This is a genomic window from Rufibacter soli (assembly GCF_054781795.1).
The window spans coordinates 2,399,378-2,423,409 of sequence record NZ_BAAGTS010000002.1 but is presented as its reverse complement, the minus strand read 5'-3'; the positions used below and the strand labels follow the sequence as shown (position 1 = coordinate 2,423,409).

General features: G+C 50.3%; 18 protein-coding genes. 4 read left to right on the top strand and 14 right to left on the bottom strand.

All coding sequences use genetic code 11. From position 1 onward, the window contains the following. Nucleotides 1-374 precede the first annotated feature (374 nt). Nucleotides 375-1,190, top strand: coding sequence for a hypothetical protein (locus ACYVJQ_RS12180; RefSeq protein WP_460893352.1), 816 nt, complete (start codon nucleotides 375-377; stop codon nucleotides 1,188-1,190). Nucleotides 1,191-2,061: 871 nt separating this feature from the next. Further along, on the top strand, nucleotides 2,062-3,975 hold the full coding sequence (locus ACYVJQ_RS12175) for a RecQ family ATP-dependent DNA helicase (RefSeq protein WP_460893351.1): 1,914 nt from the start codon (nucleotides 2,062-2,064) through the stop codon (nucleotides 3,973-3,975). Between the two features lie 304 nt (nucleotides 3,976-4,279). On the opposite strand, the gene ACYVJQ_RS12170 is transcribed toward ACYVJQ_RS12175, so the two are convergent. The 3 genes from ACYVJQ_RS12170 to ACYVJQ_RS12160 all read right to left on the bottom strand — a co-directional run bounded on the left by ACYVJQ_RS12170 (nucleotide 4,280) and on the right by ACYVJQ_RS12160 (nucleotide 7,488). After that, nucleotides 4,280-5,488 (bottom strand): phosphoglycerate kinase, encoded by a 1,209-nt coding sequence (locus ACYVJQ_RS12170; RefSeq protein WP_460893350.1) that lies wholly within the window; start codon nucleotides 5,486-5,488, stop codon nucleotides 4,280-4,282. 216 nt (nucleotides 5,489-5,704) lie between these two features. Next, nucleotides 5,705-6,298, bottom strand: a complete 594-nt coding sequence (locus ACYVJQ_RS12165) for a hypothetical protein (protein WP_460893349.1) — start codon at nucleotides 6,296-6,298, stop codon at nucleotides 5,705-5,707. Between the two features lie 323 nt (nucleotides 6,299-6,621). Further along, nucleotides 6,622-7,488 carry an alpha/beta hydrolase gene (locus tag ACYVJQ_RS12160; RefSeq protein WP_460893348.1) on the bottom strand — a complete coding sequence of 289 codons (867 nt, stop codon included), beginning with the start codon at nucleotides 7,486-7,488 and terminating at the stop codon, nucleotides 6,622-6,624. A gap of 527 nt (nucleotides 7,489-8,015) precedes the next feature. On the opposite strand from ACYVJQ_RS12160, the gene ACYVJQ_RS12155 reads away from it, so the two are divergent. Continuing rightward, nucleotides 8,016-9,296, top strand: coding sequence for a hypothetical protein (locus ACYVJQ_RS12155; protein WP_460893347.1), 1,281 nt, complete (start codon nucleotides 8,016-8,018; stop codon nucleotides 9,294-9,296). Between the two features lie 9 nt (nucleotides 9,297-9,305). Beyond that, nucleotides 9,306-9,647 (top strand): hypothetical protein, encoded by a 342-nt coding sequence (locus tag ACYVJQ_RS12150; protein ID WP_460893346.1) that lies wholly within the window; start codon nucleotides 9,306-9,308, stop codon nucleotides 9,645-9,647. A gap of 224 nt (nucleotides 9,648-9,871) precedes the next feature. On the opposite strand, the gene ACYVJQ_RS12145 is transcribed toward ACYVJQ_RS12150, so the two are convergent. From ACYVJQ_RS12145 to ACYVJQ_RS12095, 11 genes are all read right to left on the bottom strand, one after another. Further along, nucleotides 9,872-10,516 (bottom strand): trimeric intracellular cation channel family protein, encoded by a 645-nt coding sequence (locus ACYVJQ_RS12145; RefSeq protein WP_460893345.1) that lies wholly within the window; start codon nucleotides 10,514-10,516, stop codon nucleotides 9,872-9,874. An 18-nt stretch (nucleotides 10,517-10,534) separates the two neighbouring features. Further along, nucleotides 10,535-11,800, bottom strand: a complete 1,266-nt coding sequence (locus tag ACYVJQ_RS12140) for an amidohydrolase (protein ID WP_460893344.1) — start codon at nucleotides 11,798-11,800, stop codon at nucleotides 10,535-10,537. 128 nt (nucleotides 11,801-11,928) lie between these two features. Beyond that, nucleotides 11,929-13,713 (bottom strand): SulP family inorganic anion transporter, encoded by a 1,785-nt coding sequence (locus tag ACYVJQ_RS12135; RefSeq protein WP_460893343.1) that lies wholly within the window; start codon nucleotides 13,711-13,713, stop codon nucleotides 11,929-11,931. A 173-nt stretch (nucleotides 13,714-13,886) separates the two neighbouring features. Continuing rightward, nucleotides 13,887-15,047: a M20 aminoacylase family protein gene (locus ACYVJQ_RS12130; RefSeq protein ID WP_460893342.1), complete on the bottom strand. Its 1,161-nt coding sequence runs from the start codon at nucleotides 15,045-15,047 to the stop codon at nucleotides 13,887-13,889. Between the two features lie 10 nt (nucleotides 15,048-15,057). Then, the gene (locus ACYVJQ_RS12125; RefSeq protein ID WP_460893341.1) at nucleotides 15,058-16,557 is read right to left on the bottom strand and encodes an MFS transporter; all 1,500 of its coding nucleotides are present in this window, start codon (nucleotides 16,555-16,557) and stop codon (nucleotides 15,058-15,060) included. Nucleotides 16,558-16,711: 154 nt separating this feature from the next. Further along, nucleotides 16,712-17,278: an NADPH-dependent FMN reductase gene (locus tag ACYVJQ_RS12120; protein ID WP_460893340.1), complete on the bottom strand. Its 567-nt coding sequence runs from the start codon at nucleotides 17,276-17,278 to the stop codon at nucleotides 16,712-16,714. Between the two features lie 66 nt (nucleotides 17,279-17,344). After that, the gene (locus tag ACYVJQ_RS12115; RefSeq protein WP_460893339.1) at nucleotides 17,345-18,136 is read right to left on the bottom strand and encodes a glucose 1-dehydrogenase; all 792 of its coding nucleotides are present in this window, start codon (nucleotides 18,134-18,136) and stop codon (nucleotides 17,345-17,347) included. A 307-nt stretch (nucleotides 18,137-18,443) separates the two neighbouring features. Further along, nucleotides 18,444-20,234, bottom strand: a complete 1,791-nt coding sequence (locus ACYVJQ_RS12110; protein WP_460893338.1) for a SulP family inorganic anion transporter — start codon at nucleotides 20,232-20,234, stop codon at nucleotides 18,444-18,446. Nucleotides 20,235-20,294: 60 nt separating this feature from the next. Next, entirely contained in the window at nucleotides 20,295-21,185 is an 891-nt protein-coding gene (locus ACYVJQ_RS12105) for a bile acid:sodium symporter family protein (protein ID WP_460893337.1), read from the bottom strand. Between the two features lie 10 nt (nucleotides 21,186-21,195). After that, nucleotides 21,196-22,896: an arylsulfatase gene (locus ACYVJQ_RS12100; RefSeq protein ID WP_460893336.1), complete on the bottom strand. Its 1,701-nt coding sequence runs from the start codon at nucleotides 22,894-22,896 to the stop codon at nucleotides 21,196-21,198. A 249-nt stretch (nucleotides 22,897-23,145) separates the two neighbouring features. After that, entirely contained in the window at nucleotides 23,146-23,907 is a 762-nt protein-coding gene (locus tag ACYVJQ_RS12095; protein WP_460893335.1) for an SDR family NAD(P)-dependent oxidoreductase, read from the bottom strand. Nucleotides 23,908-24,032 lie beyond the last annotated feature (125 nt).

The window sequence follows — 24,032 nt, the reverse complement described above, 5'->3', positions numbered from 1 at the left end:
TGTGTTGTAGTGGCGTTACACCTTGACGCCGTGGTCATTAAGCAGGTCAGCAGGGGCCATTGTCACAGACTTAGAATATTTTTTGGGTCAAATCCCGCTTTGCTAATCACCAGATGGTTAGTAGACATTGAAATAAACAGACCTTCAATCCTGCTCCATCAAACCCCAAATTCTTTCATTAATTTCTGAATACAATCCGTTGATTTACAGGGTTTTATCAATTGCTAAAAATAATTTAGCAAAATCTTGTAAATGCTTGATAATCAGTAGTATTAATTGATGTTAAAATAGCGTTTGATGGCACTATTCTAAACATAGGTCTGTTATTATCCTGAACTGAAACTAAAGGATATATGCAGACGAAGGTGAATCAAATGAATAACGAGGATAAAGTGGTGAAGAAAAGCAAAATCGAGAGTTTTGATATCTCCCGCTCAGACGAAACCATGCACCTGGCTGTTGATTTGGCCAAGTTCATCAAGGAGAACCGTCTGTTCCAAAACATACAAGGCAAGGAGTACGTGAACGTGGAGGGCTGGCAGTATGCCGGTTCAAGACTGGGGATACTTCCGGTAGTAGATGAGCTGACCAACATGAGCGACAGCGCAGAGATCAAGTACCTGGCCAAGGTGAACTTGCTGAACCTCCGCACGGAGCAAATTGTGGGCGCTGGTTTTGCCATCTGCTCCAACAAAGAGCAGGGTCGCAAATACTACCAGGAATACGCGATTGCGTCTATGGCGCAGACCCGCGCTATTGGTAAAGCCTACCGTAACGCCCTAGCCTGGATTATCAGGGCTGCCGGCTATGAGCCAACTCCTGCAGAGGAAATGGACTACCAGGGAAACGTGTCTGAACAAAAGACCGATAACGCTGTTAAACCAGCAGCCCCTGCCAAGACCATGAAAGCAGTTCCGGTAGACCATGCCCCTGAGGTGGTTTCAGCCCCCGCTGCAGCCCCTGCCTCGGCTCCGGAAGCTACCCAGGATGAAGCAATGGTAAAATATGCAACGGCCAAGCAGAAAGAGGAAATCATCCGCTTACTGAATAACCCAGTAATCACCCGTCAGGAGAAAACTAAAATGCTCCTGAACATCAACAAACTGGACGAAGAGCGCGCTAAGCAATCTATCCAAAAGCTGAGAAAGGTGATTGAGGACCGTGAGCAGGAACAAGCTGCCGCTGCCTAATTTTTATAAATTGAGTTATTGAATGTACAGAAACCCGACCTCTAGGTCGGGTTTTTTGTTTTGGGCCTGTTTTGGCAAAAACGTGCCGGAAATGGATTTACTATGAGGAAGTGGAGGAGCTGCCTATCCCTTCAAAGGCGAACGAAATGCTTGTAATGAGGCCGGGGCCTCAAGGAAGTTGGAAACTTCCCGATAGTAGGTCCAAGTTGGAAACTTGAACCAGGGGGATATCTGCTGATGTAAACACCCCCCTTCGCCCCCCTCAAGGGGGGAGTCTGCGTTTTGTAAAAGGTATTCGGTAAGGTGAGGTAGTGGTGCGTTTTGGGCCTATTTTTTCAAAAACGTGCCTAGAACGTAATGTAGCAGTCCCTTCTCCCTGAGGGAGAAGGCTAGGATGAGGGGGGAGAGGTTGCCATATATTATGGCCTTAGCTAGGCAACAATTTCTTTTTCAGGAAGCGGTTTCTACCTTGGAAAGCCTTGGCGATAGAACCACTGCTGCCCCCTCACCCTGACCCTCTCCCTCCAGGGAGAGGGAATACCGCCTTTATAGGCCTTCTCCCTGGCAACCACGCCTTCCCGATTCCAGCCTTTCGGCTGAGCGCCTAGCACTCGACCCGGTGCCGCGATGAGCGGCAGGCCCTGCGGGGCCAGGTGAGAGGGTACAGCGCGAGGGCGGAAGGCGGGGCCTCGCGGCCGTGAGCGCTCGGAGAGAGAAGATGAAACAACACAGCCCATGAAGCCATAGACAAACAGTCAATCCTAGGCTTAAGCAAATTCTTTATCAACTTACCAAGAAAACAACAGCCACAAGCTACAGCAAGTAAAACCCATAAACCCCCATTCAACATTTTCGTACTTTTGGCCTGGCTATGGCAGACATACAAGAGATATTACGGCAATACTGGGGGCATGAGGCGTTCCGGCCGGGGCAGGAAGATATTATTCAGGCGGTTCTGGCCAACCAGGATACCTTGGCAATTTTACCTACCGGTGGCGGGAAATCCATCTGCTTTCAGGTACCGGCCTTGGCCATGGGCGGCGTTTGCGTGGTGGTAAGCCCTTTGATTGCCCTCATGAAAGACCAGGTGGAGAATCTCCGGAAACGGGGCATCTCGGCGGCGGCCTTGCATGCGGGGCAACCGGAACGGGAGCGGGACCTCATTCTGGACAACTGCGTGTTTGGCGGAACCAGCTTCCTGTACGTATCGCCGGAGCGGTTGCAGACCGAGCTGTTTCTGGAACGCTTAAAGCGCATGAACGTGTGTCTGTTGGCCGTGGATGAGGCGCATTGTATTTCGCAGTGGGGATATGATTTCAGGCCGCCCTATTTAGAGATTGCCAAGCTGCGCGAGGTGCTGCCTCAGGTGCCGGTGCTGGCGCTCACGGCCTCGGCTACCGAGGTAGTGAAAGCCGACATTCAGGAGAAGCTGCAGTTCAAAAAGCTGCAGGTTTTTCAGCAGAGCTTTGCCCGGAAGAACCTGTCTTACTCGGTGCTGACCACCGAAGACAAAGAAGGCCGCTTACGGGAAATTCTCCAGAAAATGCCGGGCACGGCCATAGTGTACGTGCGCAACCGCCGCCGCACCCAGGAGCTGGCCGACTGGCTGAAGCAGCAGAACATCAAGGCGGCCGCCTACCATGCCGGCTTGCCCCACCAAACCCGTACCGCCGCCCAAACCGACTGGCTGCAAGACCGCGTGCGGGTAATCGTGGCCACCAATGCTTTCGGGATGGGGATTGACAAGCCGGACGTTAGATTGGTGGTGCACCTGGACCTGCCAGATTCTTTGGAAGCGTACTACCAGGAGGCCGGCCGCGCCGGCCGCGACGGCAAATACAGTTATGCCACGGTCTTGTTGGGCCCCGAAGACACTTCCTTGCTCCTAAAGAAAACCCAGGAAGCTTACCCACCCATTGACACCATTAAGCGCGTCTACCAGGCACTGGCCAATTACTACCAGCTGGCCACTGGCAGCGGCGCTTTTCAGTCCTTCGATTTTGACCTCGCCGATTTTAGCCGCACGTATCAGTTGGCCCCGGTAGAGGTACACCATTCTTTAAAACAGCTGGAGTCTGAAGGCTTGTTCCAGCTAAATGAGGGCTTTTACAGTCCTTCCAAAGTGAATTTCCTGCTGGGCAACACGGCCTTATATGAATTTCAGGTACTGAATGAAACGCTGGAACCGCTTATTAAAGGGTTGCTGCGGTTGTATGGCGGCGAGATGTTCCGGGATTTCGTGAAGATCTCAGAGGCAGGCCTTTCCAAACACCTAAACCTTCCTGAGAAAACAGTTCGGCAGCAATTGCTACACCTGCACCAGCGCAAGGTGCTGGTGTATGAAGCGCAGCATGACGGCCCGCAGGTGCAGTTTTTAACCCCCCGGTTTGATGCCGCCACTTTGCCGCTAGACCAGAAACGACTCACGCAGTTCAGGGAACGGGCTGTGGAGAAAGCCCACAGTGTGATAGGGTATATGCAAAACGCCAAGGCTTGCCGCACAAGTCAAATTCTGGCTTACTTTGGAGAGACGGCCCAGGCCGATTGTCGCATCTGTGATTATTGCCTTGCCCAGAAGAAAAAGAAGAAATTAGGCGAAAATAAACTGCACCTGGAAGCCCGCGTACTGAGCCACCTCAAAGAAACGCCGCTGCACCCCAAATCCATCGCCATCCATTTTAGTTCTTCTGAGCAGGAATTACTTGGCCATCTGTTACAGGAAATGCTGGAAAATAACCAACTACGCTATACCCCTGACGGAAACCTGGAACGAATAGAATATTAATGTCAATGGTTTAAAATATATGTTAAGTAGAATTAAAATTTTAACGTTCTCCTTTAGGTAATAGAAAGCGTTTTGGGTCTGTTTTTCATAAAACGGCTTCAAAACGCAAAGCCGAAAGGTAGTTGAGAAAAGAAGGGTAAACGGAGCGGGATTAAGCCAATTATTTAATGCAAACTTTCCTAACAAGGGGAGAGGCTGCGCTTAGTAAGCGGGTTTGCGTTTTAGGCCTGTTTTTCTAAAAACAGGCCTAAAACAGAAGGGGCGGCCAAAATGGCCGCCCCTTTTGTTTTCTAGAGTAGTTCGCTTAGGTTAACGGTGTTTCTTCAAACTGAAGGGCCGTAACGCCAGGTAGTTCTTTTCCTTCCATGTACTCCAGCAAGGCACCGCCGCCGGTAGATACGTAAGACACGTCATGGCTGTGGCCCATTTGGGTGATGGCTGCTGCTGAGTCACCGCCGCCAATGAGGGAGTAGGCTCCGTTTTTGGTGGCGTGAACTACCGCTTCGGCAATGGTTTTGGTTCCGGTAGCGAAGTTAGGGAATTCAAAAACGCCCATGGGGCCGTTCCAGAGAATGGTCTTAGAATTGCGTACTACTTCGGCGAAAGTGTCACGGGTGTCTGGTCCTATGTCCAGGCCCATCCAGCCATCCGGAATAGCGCCGCTGGCCACCATATCGGTGTTGGCGTCATTGTCAAAGGCATCGGCTATGACAGAGTCGGTGGGCAGGTAAATCTTTACGCCTTTTTCTTCGGCCTTCTTTAAAAGATCAAGGGTAAGTTGCTGTTTGTCGGCTTCCAGCAAAGAGTTGCCAATGGTGCCGCCCTGGGCTTTGGCAAACGTGTAACTCATACCACCACCAATGATCAGGTTGTCTACCCGGTCCAGGAGTTGCTCAATCACCAGGATTTTGTCTGAGATTTTGGCCCCGCCCATAATGGCGGTGTAAGGCCGGTCTGCGTAGCTTAATACTTTCTGGGCATTCTCCAGCTCGGCCTGCATCACAGAACCGCACACTTTGTCATGCGGGAAATAGTCAGCGATGATGGCGGTAGAGGCGTGGGCACGGTGAGCAGTCCCAAAGGCATCGTTCACGTATACATCGCCCAGCAGGCTCAGTTTTTCAGCGAAAATCTGGTTGCCTTGCTCTTCCTCGGCGTGGAAACGCAGGTTCTCCAGTAATAGAATCTCACCGGGCTGCAGGTTGGTGGCCATTTCCAGAGCGTCGGCCCCTACGCAGTCACGGGAAAAATTCACCTTGGTCAGGAAAATATCTTCCAGGGGCTTCACTAAGTGTTTGAGGGAATATTTTTCCTCGGGGCCTCCCTTGGGCCGGCCCAGGTGCGACATCAGGACCACTGACCCGCCGTCGTTCAAAATCTTTTTAATAGTGGGAACGGCAGCGCGTATGCGGGTGTCGTCGGTGATTTCAAATTTGCTGTTCAATGGCACGTTAAAATCCACCCGCACCAAGGCTCGCTTGCCCTGGAAGTTGTATTGGTCAATGGTTATCATATTCAGTCAGATTAGGTACTAGCTACGGAATTAAACCTGAAACAGGTGCAAAGCAAATATAGTAATTCTATTTACATGTGAGTGCGGCGGGTGGATTGGCCAGAAAAGAGCAGGGCGTTTTGAACCTGTTTTTCAAAAAACAGGCTCAAAACGCCCTGCATTAAAGGGTAAGGCTACTTAAAAGACTTCCTTACGTTCTGTTTTGGTAGAAGCGGTTTAGTTTTTAGGAAAGACCCCGGAAAGGGTTACCCCAATGGCGTTGGCCGAATAGGAATTTTGGAACTCATCTTTATAGCTCATGGCCGTGAAGGAGATACCTACCACGCCATAGGCCACCTCAAAAATGGCCCCGGTGCCGCCTTTCAATTTAAAATCCTGCCCCAGGCCATCTGTCTTGAATGTGATACTTTGGTGGGAGGCAATACCGGCGCCTAACCTGATTTTATCGGTGGCCATGTAATTGGCGGTTAAATGCAACGGGATTCGGCTGAGCCGTATGTGGGCGTTGTCTGCCTGTGTGGTCACATACTTAAAGCCTACCGTGGCCCGCACCAGAAACCGGTCCAGGTTAGGAAACGCAAACTGGCCCCCAGCATGAACGGAAACTCCCTGCCCGGCTCTGGTAGATTGGGTCTCGCCGTTGGTGAACTGCGTTTCGGCCACTTTGTCTCCCCCAAACTCAAAGGCCCCACTTAGCAGAAAGCGCACAGGGCGATAGACTTTTTCAGGCGCAGGCGTTTCTACGGTTTGGGCGAAGGAGGCGGTCATACCGGCAAAAAACAGGAATGGGATCAGTAATTTTTTTTTCATAAAGGGCTTTTAGGTGAAGGGTACGGTTACTAAAAATGTAAGCAGAGCACCAGTGAATCTGGGAGATTCACGATACAATTTTATACGATGGGGATGGGGGGATTTGCGTTTCAAATATAGAATTCGCACTTGAAAAAAACATACGACCAGCAAAAATTTTCAGGCCATGCCGGAAGTGGGGTGAGCGGATTCTCATCCTTTTCTAGAAGAAAACGGCATAGCTTTCCCGACCCATTTGGGCCTTTCTGGATTAGATAAAAATTTAAGGTGCACGCTTATTCGCCTTATCTCTTTACCCCATCTGGCGGGAGAAGTAGGACAGGCTAGTTCTTTTTTGGCTGAGGGTAAAGAGCCTTAAAGGCATTGGAAAGGGCTTGGTGCATGATGGTGGCGTGATCTTCCTGGGGCAGGTAGTCAAAGTACACAGTGACCTGGCCTTTGCCGGCGGCTTTTATTTTGTCTGCCAGCACGTTCGCGTCTACTTCCATTACCCGGGGAATAGCCGTGGGGGTAAGCCCTTCTTTGCCAACGCCAATGTACACCTGGGTAGCCTGGGTGAAAGAAGGGGAAGAGATGGCAGGTTTCACATCCAGCAGGGACCCATTGTCCCACCAAAGGCTGGGGCTAATGATAACGTATTTTTGGAATAGCCTTGGCTTTTTGAACAGGATCTCGGTGAGCAAGAGCCCGCCCAAAGATTGGCCTATAATAGTTTTACTGCCATTTGATTTGTACTGCTTCTCTATATAGGGCTGAAGCTCGGTTTCCAGGAAGGAGATGAACTTGTCTGAGTGGCCGGTGGTAGGGTACTTCTTGCGGTCTGTTTCAATGGTGGTGGGGAAGGTAAAATCGCGTCGGCGGTCTACAGTGGCAATGCCTACCACAATAGATTTGGGCACCTGGTTCACCCATTCAAAACTGTTGAACTGCACTAGCCCTACCACATGAATAAAATCCTCGTCAGCAGACCCATCCAAAAGGTAGATTACCGGGTAGCGGGTGGTGTCATTGGGTTGGTATCCTTCGGGTAGGTAAATATTAAGGACCCGGTTTTCACCCAACACCTTTGATTTAATTTCCTCTACCTGCCCCAGGACAAAAGGCTTGTTTTTGCTTTTCTGCGACAAGGCTTGGGCTGAAACTACGCTTGCAGTTAAGGAAAAGAGGAAAAGGACCAGAATATTTTTCATGGTATAGGGCTGTAATTCTGTTATGAAACGGTCAAAATCTAAAACGAAAGGCTAGGCCAAAAAGCCCAGTAGAAGTTTACCTTAAAGCCTGAAAAGTAACAAGATTTAACGGACCTACCATCCTGTTTCCTTAGAAAAATAGACACCCGCAAACCTCATACCTTGGCTTTGTCTGAAACCATTCTTTCTTCTTTTAGGCCATCATGATTTCGTCCTGGGCACTTTACTCTACACGGCATTGGAATCATCCCGTGAGCACTAAGACTAGATTGGAAGTTGACTTCCAACCTGGAAAGTTTAGCCGCGTAAAGAGTTGAAGATAAAGGCAATTAGACCTTTCCTAAATAACTCTTTAGTCCATACTTAAAAATTCTTTAGGTCCTAAAGTCATCCACTTTCAATCCCTTCACCATGCATTCCTTTTAAGTAGGCTTTTGCTATTAAATAAAACAAAAAGTAGGAGGTAGACCAAAGGAAAGCAAGATCCGGCAATTTGAGATTTAAACTAAAAATACAAGGAGATGCGCATGATGAAATTTACTCCGCTTTTAGTAGTAGTGGGCTTGGTGGTTTTGGTGGCTTGCAATTCAGACAGTTCCAAGAAAAACACCAGCACTGAGGATGCCGGCAACAAGCCTGATGCCAGCCATGGCCCCGTTTTAGCCATTAAGCCACAGGAAATGAAACATCTTGGGCAGGTAGATGAGCGCTTCCAGTCATATAATGTAGAAATGGTGGAATTGATAGGAGGCGAATTCTGGAAACCCTATAAAATGATGGACAGTCTGCCCTCCTCAGAAGCTGTGTCTACCTATGATGTTTCCCAAAAAAACGAGCAGTTATACCGCAAACTGGTACCCATTGACCTGACGGATAAAAGGCTTAGGGTCCTGGCCCAAGGCCTGGCCCCGGCGTATGTACGGGTGAGCGGTACCTGGGCCAACGCCGTTTACTTCCAGGACAATGAGGCCCCACCTACCACGGCCCCGGATGGTTTTGTAAACGTACTTACCCGCCGCCAGTGGAAAGGCATGATTGATTTCTTAAAAGCCACCAACGGGAAATTGGTCACCTCCTTTGCCGTGTCTAACGGGGTACGCGATGCCCAAGGTGTTTGGACACCCAAAGAAGCCCAGAAACTAAACAACTACACAAAAAGCCTGGGTGGGCAAATTGCCGCTGCTGAACTGTTCAATGAACCCACCATGCCCACCGCCGGAGGCGAAATAAACAAAAATTATAGCGCCAATGATTTTGCCAAAGATGTTGCGGTCTTCACTTCCTGGGCAAAACGGGAAGTGCCCGGCATGCTGACCTTGGGCCCAGGTTCAGTAGGGGAAGGCATACCAGGAGTCTCCTTCGCAGAACTAGGCGTGAAAACCCTCTCGTCTGAAGCCATGTTGGCTGCCGAGCCAAAACCGGTGTTTGATGTGTTTTCTTACCATTTTTACGGGGCGGCGTCCATGCGCATGGTCCGCAGCGGCCCCTTTTCCATAAAAGCCGAAAATGCGCTTGACTCAGCCTGGCTGCAAAGGACCGATCTTTCCGCAGATTACTACTTGAAACTACGGGACCAATACATGCCGGGTAAGCCCGTCTGGATCACAGAAACCGGTCAGGCCGCCGGTGGGGGAGACCCCTTCGCGGCTACTTTTCTTGACTGTTTCCGGTATGTGTACCAAATGGGTTATCTGGCTAAAAAAGGGGTGAAAGTGATTATGCACAATACCTTGGTAGCCAGCGAGTACAGCTTAATAGACCAAGACACCCATTTGCCCAAACCAAACTACTGGACGGCCTTTTTGTGAAATAGGCTCATGGGCAAAGAAGTGTATGAGGCAGGCACCGGGGCTCCGGGAGTTTACTTATTCGCCCATGATATGAAAGGGCACCAAGGAGGAATCACGTTATTGGTCATTAACACCAATCAGGCCGGCAACACTCTTTCCATCCCTTCAGATGGGGAACAGTATACCTTAACCTCAAAAGAACTGCAAGGCACCACCGTTCAACTAAACGGGGAAGACCTGCAGCTACGGCCTAACAATGAATTGCCTACCCTGCAAGGGAAAGCCATCAAAGCGGGCCAGGTGCAGCTCCCTGCCACGAGTATTACCTTTCTCACCTTTCCCAATGCCGGGAACAAAAACGTGAAATAAGTATGCCTATCCCCATTTCTTCTCTATCGGTTATTTGCTCAAAGAGTTAAGCATGCTTGAAAGAGACTTAATGGCGGAATATGCCATGAAAGCCTTTTTTCTGTTTTGAGGCTGTTTTTCCAAAAACAGCCTCAAAACAGAAAAAAGGCCTTTTACATGAGACAATGATAGCCAGGTAAAAAATGGAAAGGAGAAAAATAAGGGTTACCGTTTGCTAAAAACGACTACTTTTTTTCCTGGTCTGAAGTGGTTTCTCCTGGAGTTGGGAGATTCCAGTGGTAATAAAGACCCAGAAGGCGAAAGGTAAAACACACCAGCAAGGCAGTAATGGTTACAAAGTTATAGGAGATCCAGGTTTGGTGGGTGCCCACCACTACAATCAAAGCTCCTAACAAGGCCGCAGAGGCGTAAATTTCCTTTTCCAGAATTACGGGTACCCTGTTCAGCATCACATCCCGTACCACGCCACCGCCCACAGCCGTGGTAATGCCCAGCAGCACCGCTACCTGGCCGTTATGGCCATAGTGCAAGGCCTTTTCAGCCCCAGTCACCGCAAATAAAGACAGTCCTACGGCATCAAAAAGCAGTACTGGCCGGGTAAGCCGCTGTACCACCGGGAAGAATTTTACGGTCAACCCGGTAGCAGTCAAGGCCGCCCCTAAATAAAGCCAGTTGGTTAACCCTGCCGGAGGAATGGCCCCAATACATAGGTCCCGGATGATCCCTCCGCCGCAGGCCACGATAAAGGCAATGGCGCAGATCCCAAACAGGTCCAGGTTACGTTTTCTGGCAGCGGCGGCCCCGCTGATAGCGAAGGCAAAAGTGCCCGCCAAATCAAGCACATAATACAGGGTATGTAGTTTCTCCATTCTGTGGCCCAGTACCGGCTACTGGAACCAGGCGGCAGCGGCGGCCAACATGGTCTGTAATCCGGTTTTTAAGGTAGGGTGAATTACGGGCGCAAATTTAGGGGAATGGTTACTGGGTATGGCATTTAATTGGTTATTCTTTTTCGCCTCTCGGTAAAGAGCGGGGTCTGTGCCGCCTACAAACCAGAAAACATAGGGCACCTGCCAGTTTCTACCAAAAACGCTGAAATCTTCGCTGGCCGAGGCCGGGGCGGTTTCATAGGACTTTTCGCCAAAATAGGCTTGAAACGCTTCGGCCACTTTTGCGGTGGCGGCAGCATCATTCTCGGTGAGTGGGTAACTGTCTAAGTCCGTGAATTCTGGGTCCCGGGGTGCATTAGAAGCGGCACACTCGGCGCAGCACACCCGCCTTACCGCGGTGAGAATCTGGTCCCGCACGTTCTCATTGAAAGTGCGGATGTTCAATTTAAGCGTGGCATCTTCCGGAATAATGTTTTCCTTGGTGCCTGCCTGTAAGGCCCCAACAGTCAACACTGCGTTTTCTATGGGCGCCACTTCCCTTGATATGATGGTTTGCAGGCGCATGGTGGTAGCCGCTGCCATAACCACGGGATCTATGGAGGTTTGTGGTTGTGAACCATGCGCGCCCCGCCCAAATAATTTAATCTTTAAGCTGTTGCCGGCAGATAAAATAGTGCCGCTCCGGTGCCCCACCGTACCCGCTTCGCCTACCATCACGTGCTGGCCTAGAATAATGTCTGGTTTAGGGAAACGCTGCATCATGCCAGCATCCACCATGCTCTGGGCCCCACGACCTACCTCTTCTCCCGGTTGGAATACAGCCATAAGCGTACCTTTCCATAGGTCTCTGTGTTCTGATAAAAGCCGGGCCACGCCCATAAGCCAGGTGACATGCAGGTCATGCCCGCAGACATGGGATACACCCACCTCAATGCCTTCCGGATCTCTGGCCACCTTGGTACTGGCATAAGGCAATCCGGTGGCCTCTGCCACCGGTAAGGCATCCATGTCGGCGCGCAGCATCACCACTGGGCCTTCCCCGTTTTCCAGAAGACCTACCACGCCCGTTACCCCTACCTCCGTGGTGACCTGGAATTGGTAGTTGACTAGATAATCTGCCGCCAGCTTGGCCGTCCTGAATTCCTGCATGGACAGCTCGGGGTTCTGGTGGATGTCTTTGTAGATTTCCTCCAGTTCTGGAAGGAGTTGATCTACTGGCCCGTCTATTTTATCCAGGAAGGTTTTTATGTGAGAAATGTCCATAACGAAAGGTTTTCAGTCTTGAAAAAGAAAGATGATGGCATTTAAATTATGTACGAGGGCAATTCAATATGGAAGGAGGGGCAGGGGGCTTTTAATTTGAAAACCTGGAAATAAGGGAGACCTCCAAGCTAGCGGATCTGTTTTGTCGTTTGTTTTTCTACGCATTCTAGAAGCCAGGCTTCCGCCTCTACCACGGCATCATGGGTTGAGCTGCCTAAAACGGGCATGACCTTGAATGCTTTTACCGGCCCGTTAATGCGCAGCAGGTTGGAATGCATCACTTCCCGGTAAACCTCTTCGCTCACCCCCGTCAAATAAAGTTTGCCCTGGGCGCTTTGGAGCAGAGAGGCATAGTTGGCCAAAACAGAGACCAGGGTGGCTCCCAGGGTAGAGCGTCCGCGCAGGCGAAGAATCACCACGGGGTTTTGGCTTCCGGCGGGCTTTGGCAAAAGGTGCTCCAGGGTTCTGGCGCCCGCGTAAAACAAATTGCCGTACACGTTTAAGACCGTCACCTGGTTGGCAGGAAGGGTTTTAGGAGGCTTCTGTTCCTCAATTTTCCCGTCAGGCCGCTTTTTAAGTTCTACCAGAAGTACTTCTGTGGAGGATTGTGTCACAAAAAGAAAAGCCGAAAGGAGTACGCCAATGCCCACCGCCGTAGGAATAGGCAAGATCAATGTGGCCCCAAAAGTAACCCCCGCCGCCAGGAAAGAAGGCCAGGAACTCCAGCCAGAATTCCAGGTAGAGACAATATCAGATAGCTTGATGCTCCGAATACCAGCCAAAATCAGCATGGCCCCCAAGGCGGGCATGGCTGTTTGGGCTACCACCCCAGACAGCCCAATCACAATAATGGCCATGCAGACCCCTGAGAAAATACTGGCCCACCTGGTTTGGGCCCTGGCCAGCACATTAATGGCTGTTGTACCTAAAGATCCGCCTACGGGCAGGGCCTGGAAAAACCCACCCGCCATATTCGCTGCCCCCTGGGCTACAAAGTCATGTGAGGTGCTGGTTCCGGTCCCGTTTTGGTTGGGTACGCTCTGGCTCACCCCGGCCCCCTGAATCAGGATTACTATGGCTACGGCCAAGGCACCCACCACTGTGTCAAAATTGAACGCTGAAAAAGAGGGGAGGGCAAAGCCAAGGCTGCTTCCGCTTATATCGCCAATATCCTGCACCACTTTCACGCCTTCTATCTTGAAGAAATACACCAGCAGAGATGGAACGGCAATGGCAACCAGTGCGAAGATTTTTTTCAGGCGGGTCCTTTGTAAACCAATGGCCAGCAGGATAGTAAGGACAGCCATGGCTACCGAAGGCAAATGTACCTGATTGAGATGCTTAAGCAGGTCATAGGTCTGTAAAAGACTGTTGGTACCTTCAGGGCTATAGCCGGAGGCGGTAGGCAACTGGCTCATAACCAGTAAGACAGATATCCCCGTCAGAAACCCAATCATCACTGAAAATGAAACGAACCTGGTAAGCCGGCCCAGACCAAGCAGCCCCAGTACCGCCTGGAAAACACCAATCAGAACTACTAGCAGAAACAGAACCCTGTCCCGCTCACCCGCAGCCACGCCACTGATCGTCTGGCCCGCCATAATAGCCGAGGCGCTGGTGGCGGTGATCATCATGAGTTGGGTACTAGAGAAAAGACCTCCTACAACCGGCCCCGCAATACAGGCATAGAGGCCATAAATGGGATTAACCCCCGCCAGAAGGCCATTAGCCATCCCGTCTGGGAGACTAGAGACGGCGGTGGTCATGCCCGCAATGCCGTCTTGCTGGAGCTTATTACGGGGCGGTACTTTCTTGGAGACGTTTTGTACCGCCTCGCGCAGCACTGAAAGACCCGGGAGGTGAAATTCCTCATCAGGTGTTAAGGGCTTTTCTTCAGTGGTAGCTTCCTGCATGGTACAATCTGTTCATTTGCGGTACTTACCTATCCATATCAATGGAGACCAGTGTTTATTAAGTTTTTACTCCGCTAGAGAGCGTTAGGAGGTGATATTTTAGAGTTAAGGAAATACGATTTTAGGCTAATCCTTTGCCTTTGTGCTTGGCATTCCAACTAGCCTCAGATGACTTATTGTAAATATGCCTCGGTTAACCCTACCCAATAGGCTGCCCCAATTGGTAAGATCTCCTGGTTGAAAATGTACTGCGGATGATGCACCATGGGGGTGTCACCATTACCTAGCATACAGTAGGTGCCCTGTTTTTTCTGCAACATGAAAGCGAAGTCTTCACTGCCCATGTACGGGTGTAGCGTGTCTATTACTTTTTCCTCCCCAAAAACATTTTTGGCTACCTTGGCGGCCCATTGCGTGTTTTCAGGAGTGTTCACCAAAACGGCTCCTGGTATGCCTTCTTTTATATCATATAGGCAATTGAAAGCCTCGGCCTGGGCCTTGGTAATAGTCCGGACCCTGTCCAACACCTTTTCCCGTAATTTGGGGTCCATGTTTCTGATACTTAGGCGCAGAATTGCATTCTGGGGCACTGCATTTCCGGCATTGCCCGAAAGGAAAGCGCCCACCGTCACTACGGAGTTCTGCCACGGCGACACGTTGCGCGAGACAATGGTTTGCAAGGCCATCACCAGCGAGGACCCACATACAATTGGGTCTATGCCTAACTCAGGCATGGAACCGTGGCTTCCCTTTCCAGTTAGTTCAATCTCCCAATTGTCTACGGCAGCCATGGTTTCCCCTTCCCGGAAGTAGAGTTTGCCCATCTCCAGCCCCGGCATGTTGTGCATGCCATACACTGCATCAACCGGAAACTTTTCAAACAAGCCATCTTTTATCATGGCCGGGCCGCCCTGCATGGTTTCCTCAGCGGGTTGGAAGATCAGGCGCACCGTGCCGTTGAAGTTTTTGGTCTGAGATAAATAGTTAGCGGCGCCTAGCAGCATGGTGGTATGGCCATCATGACCACACAGGTGTGCTTTGCCTTCTTCCCTGCTTTTGTACGCCAGTTGGTTGTCTTCCTGGATAGGCAGGGCGTCAAAATCGGCCCGGAGTCCAATGGACTTTTTACCGTCGCCTAGGGTCAGGGAAGCCACAAGTCCTGTTTTGCCTATTCCCTCGGCCACCTCAAAACCAAAAGACTTTACCTTTTCTGCAATGAATTTGGCCGTTTCTGTTTCCTGTAAAGCCAGTTCTGGGTACTGGTGCAGATGGTCCATCCACTCTTTCATCTCCTGATGGATTGCTTTGGTACCTTCCAAAATGTTCGTTTTCATGCTTTGTGATTTAAGCGGTGGGAGGCGTTTCTACAGCCTGTGTGTTTAGTGAAGCCTGTTCCTTAGGTTCTTTTTTGGAGGGTATCGTCTTCATAATAGAGATGATGGCCACCAAGACCATAAACAAGTTGAAGAGCAGAGCGTAAATAGCGGCCTCACGAATAGCCACATTGTCTTGTCTGCCAGAGAAGGTAATCACGTTGTCAAGGATACTGCCTGGGGTATCAATGGCACTAAGCCCCACGAAGATTCCAGCTGAAATAGCTACCCCAAAGGCGGCGCCCAGTGAGGAGGCCATTTTGTAAATGCCTGAGCCGGCTCCTGTCTGGGATTCAGGTAAATTGGAAAGGGCAGCGTCTGTAGAAGGCGTGGCGTAAAAAGCCAAACCAATGCCGAATAAGGTGTAGGAGATGACCGCCAGGATTTTATAGGTGTCTGTCATGACATTGGTAGGCAACAGCAGGGCAATGGATATTCCCACAATGATACAGCCCCAGATCATGGGCTTGCGCGGGCCGAAGCGTTGCAATAATTTTTCCCCTATCCTGATAAAAGCCACAATGGCTATGGCATACCCCAGCGTAAGGAGCCCGGCCGTCTGGGCAGAAAGGCCTCCGCCCACCTGAAGAAGCATCAAAGAAACAATTAGCATGCCCGCCACGCCGTTGAGCAGAAAGTTAGATATGGTGGCCCCTGTATAGGTAGAGTTTTTGAAAAGCCTGAAATCAATGAAGGCGTTGTCTTTGCCCTTCTCAATCCTGAAAAAGGCTATCCCAAACCCAATGGCTGCTGCAAACAACAGGAGCGAGGCCGCGCTGGTCCAGCCCAGGTTACTGCCCTGACTTACCAATACCTGAAGCGCGATCATCACTACCATAAATGTGAGAATACCCGCCACGTCCTGTTTCTTCTGTTCACCGGTGGTGGGTGCTTTGCTTTCTGGGGTGCCCTTGATCATCCACATTCCCAACAAGGAGATGACGATGGAGCCAAAGAAAATATACCGCCACCCTACGTTCTCAGCCATTAGGCCCCCAAAAAGGGCACAGAAACCAGAGCCGCCCCAGGAGCCCATAGACCACAGACTGATGGCCCACTGGCGGGCCGCTCCGTCCCAATAGGCTTTCAACAAAGCCAGGCTAGCTGGCATAATGCAGGCCCCGGACAAACCTTGCAGGATGCGCCCGGCAATAAGCACCGGGGCGGCCAATGCCCCCGCTGGGGTTATGCCCACCAACAAGGAACCTATGATGCTAAAGACAAACCCTATTTTGATGATTTTCATCCTTCCCACGCGGTCCGCGAGGCCACCCATGACTACTATGAAGATACCCGAAAACAGAGAGGTAATGGATACGGCAATGTTCATGGTGGCCGTCTCCATCTGGAGGTCTTTGGCCATGACCACGTTGATATTCAGGGTGGTTTGGGCAAACAGCCAAAAAGCCAGCACGCCCAGGATAATCCCGAACAGCAATTTGTCATTTCCCTGGTATTGCGCTGCCTTCATGCTGAATTTCGATTAATTTATGATTCAATCATTCCAAAGAGGCCTTTCATAACTGGGAAAAGCGGGGTTGTTGCATCTCACGTTTCCAGAAAGATTGAGGCTCCCTAGTCAACAGCTTAGTCTGGGAAGACCCTGACTTTTTTGCTAATGCGGTTCAAGCGTTGCGTTGTTTGGCATTGGTCTGCACCCATTTTTCAAAGGCCTCCATAAAGCCCCGCAGGAATTCCTTGGTAGAGTCATTAGTGAGGTTGCCGGCCTCGTCAAATAAATTGGCAGCATCGCCTATATAGGCTTCAGGTTGCGCCATGGTGGGCACGTTCACAAAGACCAGAGACTGCCGCAAATGGTGGTTAGCGCCAAAACCGCTGATGTTTCCAATGGAAACACTCACCACCCCACCGGGTTTTCCGTCCCAGGAGTTTTTTCCGAAAGGACGGGAGCCCACATCTAGGGCGTTTTTCAAGACTCCCGGAACAGAACGGTTATACTCTGGGGTAAGAAAGAGAACGCCGTCAGAAGCCTTGATTTTCTCCCGGAAGTCCAGCCATTCCTGCGGCGGGGTGCCCTCCAGGTCTTCATTGAACATAGGCAGATTGGCTATGCTGACTAGCTCCATGGATAAAAATTCCGGGGCAAGGCCTATGAGGGCTTTGGCGGTTTTAAGGTTATAAGATTCTTTGCGAAGACTGCCAACGAATACAGCTATTTTATATGATGCCATGTGATTGGTATTTGGTTAATGAAGGGATTGAGGTTTATTTCTAGCCAAAGGTTCTGGCGGCATGGTTTAAACAAAGCCATAGGTATTGGACTCGCCGCCATCAATAGCAATGGTTTGGCCATTCACGTAAGACGCGTCTTCGCTTAAAAGAAAGACCACTACTTTGGCCACTTCCTCCGGTAAACCCAGGCGCTTTGTGGGGTTCGCTTGGGCATATTCTGTTTCCGCAGCTTTGGGGTCATCTGGGTTTACCTGCTTAAAGGCTTCGGCCACCATGGGCGTTAAGATAGCGCCAGGGGCTATGGCGTTGGTTATGACGCCATGCCGACCAAATTCAAGGGCCGCGTTTTTGGTCATACCAGATACAGCGTGCTTGCTGGCCACATAGGGTGTCTGGTTCAGAACGCCTCTAATCCCGCCTACAGAGGCCACGTTGACTATTCGGCCATAGCCTTGTTTTTGCATGATTGGGAGGATATAGCGCATTCCATAGTAGACCCCCATTAGGTTGATGTCAATTACCTTCTTGAATACCTCTACATCATATTCGGTCATGAGGGCCTGCTTGCCTTCAATGCCGGCATTATTGTAAAAGCCGTCAATTCTGTTGAAGGCCTTCATTGTTTCGGCTACATAATTCTTCACTTCTTCCTCTTTGGACACATCGGCTATCACGGTTATAATCTTTGAACCGGAGCTTTGCTTTATAAGGGATTGTTTGGCTTCTTCCAGGGCTTTTTCATTGTAGTCAACTAACACAAGGTGAGCGCCTTGTTTGGCTGCCTCCTGCGCTGCTGCCAGCCCCAGGCCCATCGCAGCCCCGGTGATCACAATAACTTTGTTTTCTAATGTTGTCATGGCCTTTGTGAGTGGTTAAGTGAATTTTCTGGCTATTATCTGGCAAGTCAAGTGCAGCACTTTATTTACAAATCCTAGACACAAATTCAAGCAAGCAATAATGGTCATCTGCCTCTATTATGCTGCCGTTAGGTATAGTTAGGAAAGCAACCCGCCAATTCCTTTTTAAAGGTAAATGCCAATCCCACAGCCTGTTTTAATTTAAAACGTGTTACCATTAGTATAGTTCTTAGTCATTTGCCCAATGCTGGTCTTGGTTATTTTGACCAATCTCATGTTCATGAAAAAGCAACTTGAAAGAACCCGCCTAAGCACTTAAAGAATCAGGGGATTCAGTAGGAGCGTGCCCATTGTTGAGCCAATCCTGGGCTTCCAGAATGGCCAGGCGGGTGCTTTCTCCCACAATAGGTTCTTTTCGTTTCATTCTTATCCCTTTTAGCACCTCTGAGGCCGCCTGTGTCTGGAAAGCGGCGTAACTATTTTCCCCTAACTCAGTGAGATAAAACCTGCCCTGGGCTTTTGTGATTTTATCATAGAAACTTTCTATCACTTCGGTAAGGGTGGCGCCAATGTTGTTGCGGCCTCTTAATTCCAATACAATAACTGGATACTGGGTTTGCGGTGCCAGGTTGGGCCACTGGGTTTCCAGCATGCGGGCTCCGGCAAAATGCAGGTCACCGTCTACGGCGAAAAGGTGCACTGTATTACTTTCAATTTCTGACGGCATTGTTATTTCTTCAAAGGCCCCGTTTTCTAACAGTTGCCTTCTCTGCAGTTTTACCAGTTTAGAGGAAGTGATGAAATAAAGGAAGAAGGAAAGCAAAACCCCCACCAGCACGGCGTATTGAATCGGGAAAAACAAGGTGACCAGAAACGTAACTAGCAGACCTATCCGGGCCGACCAGCCGGCGTTCCAAACCTGCTTGTTTTCTTCAAATTTGAGGGAGCTGGCCATGGCAAAAATCATGATGGCAGCCAGCACCGGCATCGCCACGTTGCCTACCAAACCAGGCAACAATAAAACCAGCAGGAGCACCAGGGAGCCAGAAAAAATACCTGCCCATCGGCTCCTGGCCCCTGAAACAATGTTTAAAGAGGTAGAGCCCAAGGAGCCGCCCACCCCAATACCCCCAAACAACGACGAGGCAATGTTGGCAATGCCCTGACTGATGAAATCCTTTGAGGTATTGGAACGGGAGCCGTTTGGGTTGGGCACGCTCTGGCTTACCCCGGCAGCCTGAATAAGCGTAATCAAGGCCAAAGAAAGGGCCCCACTTAAAAGAGCAGGCTGCAGTATAGAAAAGTCAGGGAGACGGAGCGGAGGCAACCCAGTGGGGATCTCGCCCACGTCGGTGACCACTTCCACGTCAGACCAGTTCATAAAGAATATCAAAAGCGAAGGGAGCGCAATGGCCACAATGGCCGATTTATGGCCTAAGGGTGTTTTGGGAAGCACCACCATAAACAGGATAGTAGCCAGGCCTGGGACCAGGGCGTGCCAATTGGTAAGGTTGAGGTTCTCCATCAAATTTACCGTCTGCAGAATCTTGTTAGACCCTTGGGCCGGAATGGCAAATAGGGTAGGCAGTTGACTTAGAATGGTAAGAATGGAAATGCCGGCCAGAAAACCGGTCATCACAGAATAAGAGACAAACCGCACCAAATTGCCCAGCTTTAAAAGGCCCATGACTACCATCATGGCGCCAGAGAGAAGTACCAATAAGATTAAAGCGTCTATGCGCTGGGCCTCTGGATAGGTTTGCGTGAGTTGGTATAATAGAAAAGCGGCGGCGCTGGTGGTGGAGACAATCATCAAGCGGGAGCTATTGAAAATCCCTCCTAAAATCCCTCCGTAAACGGCGGCAAAAAGGCCCATGATGGGACTAACGCCCGCCAGCAGACCACACGCCATGCCGTCCGGAATTTCATTCATGGCCACTGTTAGGCCGGCATTGGCATCGTCTTTAAAAGTAGAACCTTTAGACTGCTGTTGGCGGGTTGCTTGAACGGTGTGTTTTAACTCCACCTCGCCTGGCAAGGTGTCTTCGGGGGCTTTTACAGCTTTTCCTTTGTGTATGATTTCGGGAGAGGGTTCCATGGCTAATTGAGAGGCTTATAAACGCTTTTAGCTGTATTGTTTTTATGAAAACCAAACCCATCAGGTATCTACATGAGGTGTTCTTGAGTAGGGGTAGAGGCCCACTTTATTATCTTTTGAGAGGTATTTGGCAATTACCAGAAGCAGGACAATGCCTATGGTATTGGCAATAGTGATGATCACCAAAACCTGGGGGTGCTGCCCAAAATTCTGGGCAGCAATAAGCATACTGGCAGCTGTATTTCGCTGGGCCGTGCCCAAGGCCCCAATATCCTGCAGGTGTTCCGTTTCGTGGCGTCCTCCCAACAGGTACCCTATCCCGAAAGCGCCCAAAATGAAAACCACCCCCAGGAGTATCGCGCCCTGCCCCATTATTTCCTTTGTTTCTGGAAAGTACCCCACCATGGTGGAAACTAACATCAAATAGAGCGTCCAGTTAGCTATTTTGGCTACCCAGGGTTGCACCGACTGGGTAAGGCCTGGAAGTACCTTAGCCAGAATCATTCCCAGTATAATAGGCAGTATCAGTTGTTTCACTAAGGTCCAGGCAATGGTACCGCCCTCTATTTCAATTTGGGGCACGATGATAGGTAAAAGCAAGGGGGCCGCCAGAACGGTGGCTAACACCAAAATGATCATAGTGCTGGCGCCAAGTGCCAAATCATGTTCAGACAACTGAGTGAGTTTGATGAGGAAGGGAGCTCCGGCGCAGATGCTGAAAATGGTAAGGCCTACACGTAAGTAAGGATCAATGGGGAATACCTCCAGCAACCCCCACATAAGGAGTGGCGCCAAAATAAAATTAGCGGCCAGCATGCGCAGGCAAAAGCCCCGGTCCCGCAGGTATTTTAGGATATTCCTGGGTTTCTGGGTGAGGCCCACGTTGAACATAGTCAAAAAGACAAATAAGGGGAGGACGATTCCCGTGAGCCTGATGAACATCTCAAACATGGCCGTGAGGTTAATCTACCTGCCTGGTGGGGGAGTCTTCCTTAAAGGTGGCATTGGTGGCCGTATCAGGAGTTTTGAGCCGGTTTTTAGGGTCAAAACGGAAGAACTCCTCAGACCCGAGTTTTTTCACCGCCAATTCACCATTTGATTTAATGTAGCCCACCGCCAGGGCGTACGCTTCCCATTCCGCCTTTAATTCCTTGACCTTATCTGGAAACTGAGCGGCCAGGTTATTTTCTTCTTTCAGGTCTTCCTTCAGGTTGTAAAGATGCCATTCGTCGCCTTTACCATAGGGAGGGGGCATAAAAATAAGCTTCCAATCGCCTTTGAGAATGGCTTTGCATTCGCCAATTTCAAACCCCAGCACGGCAAAGGCGTTGCGCACCGGCTGCTTTGTTTCTTCCTGTAGGCAGGGTTTCAACGTGGTGCCATAAAGCGGCTTTAGGTCTTTGTTGGTTTGGGGGTAGGCTACATTGGCATAATCTAAAATGGTGGGCAGAATATCAGTGACATGCAGCATCTCATTGGTCACCACGCCACGCTTGTGCATGCGTTTGCCCGAAACAATGAGCGGGGTTTGCGTGCCGCCCTCATAGGTGGTAAGCTTGAAGTAGGAGAGGGGCGTGTTGGCCACCTCGGCCCAGGCCCCACCAATGGAAATGAATGAATTTATTTTTCCGTAGTTCTCCAGGCGGTTATCAAAATCCCGGGCAATAGATTCTTTGGTATTGGGGGCGTAGAAGTAGGGCTCTTTGGGGTTGGCACCATTGTCTGAAAGTAAGAAGATAAGGGTGTCATCATACTTGCCCAGTTCTTTGAGCCGGTCAAAAAGACGGCCTAGGTTCCAGTCCAGGTTTTCCAGCATGGCGGCATAAATCTCCATTCTACGGGCCGACTCCCTCTGCTCCTCTGGGGTGAGCTCTTCCCATTTTTTGAAATGGTCACTTCCTTCGTTTGGCGTGGTTTCCTGGGGCACGAGCCCCAGTTCCTTCATGCGTTGCAGGCGCTTTTCCCTGATAGCCTCATAACCGCCGTCATAGGCGCCGTTGTATTTGTTTAGCCATTCATCTGGCACCTGCAAGGGATCATGCGGCGCCGTGAAGGCGAGGTAGGCAAAAAACGGGCGATCATCTGACTGCTCCGTTACATACTGCATCATTTTATCTGCGTAGTAGTTAGAGGAGTAAAAATCCTGGGGGAGTTCTTCTACTACTTTGCCGTCTTCGGTGTATTTGGTATGGGGTAGCTCTGATGGACTTAGTGGGCGTTGGTCATTGAAATGGCTGGCCCCGCCGCCCAAAAAAGAAAAGGTGCGGTTAAAGCCCCGGGCGTGGGGCCGGCGGTCCTCGTGCTCGCCTAAGTGCCACTTGCCCGCCATATAGGTATGGTACCCGGCCTCCTTCAGAATTTCAGGGATGGTAAGGATATCGCTGTTTAGGTACCCTTCATAGCCGGGCTGCATGTACTGGTTGGTGGCATGGGCGGTGGGCATATGGCCCAACCCGGCGTCATGGTTATCACAACCTGAAAGCAACATAGCCCGCGTGGGCGCGCACAGAGCAGAGGTGTGGAAATGCCGGAAACAGGCCCCGTTGTGGGCTAACTCCTGAATATGCGGGGTCCTTATCTCACCGCCAAAGGGCTGGCAGTCTGAATACCCCATGTCATCTATGACAATAAGCAGGAAGTTGGGTTGGCGCTGTTGGTCCATGTTTAGGTTTTAGTTAAGTACCTGAAGGAGAATCTCTGGAATAACATACACCACCAACAGCCGCAGATTGATAATAGCCACAACTTACCGTTCTAAGCCTGTTTTTTGAAAAAGAGGGCTAAACTGCAATTCCTGTTCTAAGCCTGTTTTTTGAAAAGAAGGCAAAAAGTAGGAATAGGTAAAGGCTGCTTTTGAGTGACCGACCATCCTGCAAAGAAACTTTCCGCGGGCTGAAAGGCGAAAGAAGGACTACTGCACGCTTAGCCCGCCATCTATCACCTGGGTGGTGCCGGTAATAAACTGGCTGTCATCGCTGGCAAGAAACAAAACCAGTTTGGCTATCTCTTCCGGTTCAGCATAACGGCCTAGCGGGATGGTCTTTTCCAGTTCTTTTTTGGCGGCTTCTGCGTGGCCTGGGGCAAAGCCTTCCTCCAGAGACCGCATCATGCGGTTATCTACCGGGGAGGGGTGGACGGAGTTAACCCGTATTTTGCGGGGTGCTGCTTCTACGGCCGCGGCCCGCATAATCCCCACTACGGCATGTTTACTTGTGATATAGGCACTTACGTTGGGGCTGCCGTTTATACCGGCCACCGAAGAGGTATTGATGATACTGCCGCCGTCATTCATTTGGGGTAAAACATACTTTATGCCCAGCCAGGCGCCCTTCACATTTACGGCTATTACCTTGTCAAACATTTCCTCTGGATAATCTACCAAGGGTTTGACCACGCCTTCAATACCGGCGTTGTTAAAAAACACGTCAATTTTCCCGAATTCCCTGACCGTGGCCTCCGCGTAGCGTTTTACGTCCTCCGCCTTAGAGACATCGGCGGTCACAAATTTCACCTTATCACTACCTAAATCCCTGGCCGCCGCCTGTAGCGCATCTTCCTTAAGATCTACCAACATAACCTTGGCGCCTTCCTCCAAAAACAACCTGGCGGTAACCTGCCCAATGCTGCCGGCACCACCAGTAATAATGGATACCTTGTTTTCTAACCTTTTCATAACAGTAATTTAAGATTACTAGGCTAAGGACTAGGTTATTAAGTACGAGGCGGGAAATGGAACGTTGCAGAATGGTACTGAATGGATTTTTAATTGAGTCTTATGAAGATTTAATGCCCCATAAC

What these genes read in the sequence shown, in the direction of transcription:
- ACYVJQ_RS12180 (WP_460893352.1), top strand. Translation starts at nt 375, where the DNA reads ATGAATAACGAGGATAAAGTGGTGAAGAAAAGCAAAATCGAGAGTTTT.
- ACYVJQ_RS12175 (WP_460893351.1), top strand. Translation starts at nt 2,062, where the DNA reads ATGGCAGACATACAAGAGATATTACGGCAATACTGGGGGCATGAGGCG.
- ACYVJQ_RS12170 (WP_460893350.1), bottom strand. Translation starts at nt 5,488, where the DNA reads ATGATAACCATTGACCAATACAACTTCCAGGGCAAGCGAGCCTTGGTG.
- ACYVJQ_RS12165 (WP_460893349.1), bottom strand. Translation starts at nt 6,298, where the DNA reads ATGAAAAAAAAATTACTGATCCCATTCCTGTTTTTTGCCGGTATGACC.
- ACYVJQ_RS12160 (WP_460893348.1), bottom strand. Translation starts at nt 7,488, where the DNA reads ATGAAAAATATTCTGGTCCTTTTCCTCTTTTCCTTAACTGCAAGCGTA.
- ACYVJQ_RS12155 (WP_460893347.1), top strand. Translation starts at nt 8,016, where the DNA reads ATGATGAAATTTACTCCGCTTTTAGTAGTAGTGGGCTTGGTGGTTTTG.
- ACYVJQ_RS12150 (WP_460893346.1), top strand. Translation starts at nt 9,306, where the DNA reads ATGGGCAAAGAAGTGTATGAGGCAGGCACCGGGGCTCCGGGAGTTTAC.
- ACYVJQ_RS12145 (WP_460893345.1), bottom strand. Translation starts at nt 10,516, where the DNA reads ATGGAGAAACTACATACCCTGTATTATGTGCTTGATTTGGCGGGCACT.
- ACYVJQ_RS12140 (WP_460893344.1), bottom strand. Translation starts at nt 11,800, where the DNA reads ATGGACATTTCTCACATAAAAACCTTCCTGGATAAAATAGACGGGCCA.
- ACYVJQ_RS12135 (WP_460893343.1), bottom strand. Translation starts at nt 13,713, where the DNA reads ATGCAGGAAGCTACCACTGAAGAAAAGCCCTTAACACCTGATGAGGAA.
- ACYVJQ_RS12130 (WP_460893342.1), bottom strand. Translation starts at nt 15,047, where the DNA reads ATGAAAACGAACATTTTGGAAGGTACCAAAGCAATCCATCAGGAGATG.
- ACYVJQ_RS12125 (WP_460893341.1), bottom strand. Translation starts at nt 16,557, where the DNA reads ATGAAGGCAGCGCAATACCAGGGAAATGACAAATTGCTGTTCGGGATT.
- ACYVJQ_RS12120 (WP_460893340.1), bottom strand. Translation starts at nt 17,278, where the DNA reads ATGGCATCATATAAAATAGCTGTATTCGTTGGCAGTCTTCGCAAAGAA.
- ACYVJQ_RS12115 (WP_460893339.1), bottom strand. Translation starts at nt 18,136, where the DNA reads ATGACAACATTAGAAAACAAAGTTATTGTGATCACCGGGGCTGCGATG.
- ACYVJQ_RS12110 (WP_460893338.1), bottom strand. Translation starts at nt 20,234, where the DNA reads ATGGAACCCTCTCCCGAAATCATACACAAAGGAAAAGCTGTAAAAGCC.
- ACYVJQ_RS12105 (WP_460893337.1), bottom strand. Translation starts at nt 21,185, where the DNA reads ATGTTTGAGATGTTCATCAGGCTCACGGGAATCGTCCTCCCCTTATTT.
- ACYVJQ_RS12100 (WP_460893336.1), bottom strand. Translation starts at nt 22,896, where the DNA reads ATGGACCAACAGCGCCAACCCAACTTCCTGCTTATTGTCATAGATGAC.
- ACYVJQ_RS12095 (WP_460893335.1), bottom strand. Translation starts at nt 23,907, where the DNA reads ATGAAAAGGTTAGAAAACAAGGTATCCATTATTACTGGTGGTGCCGGC.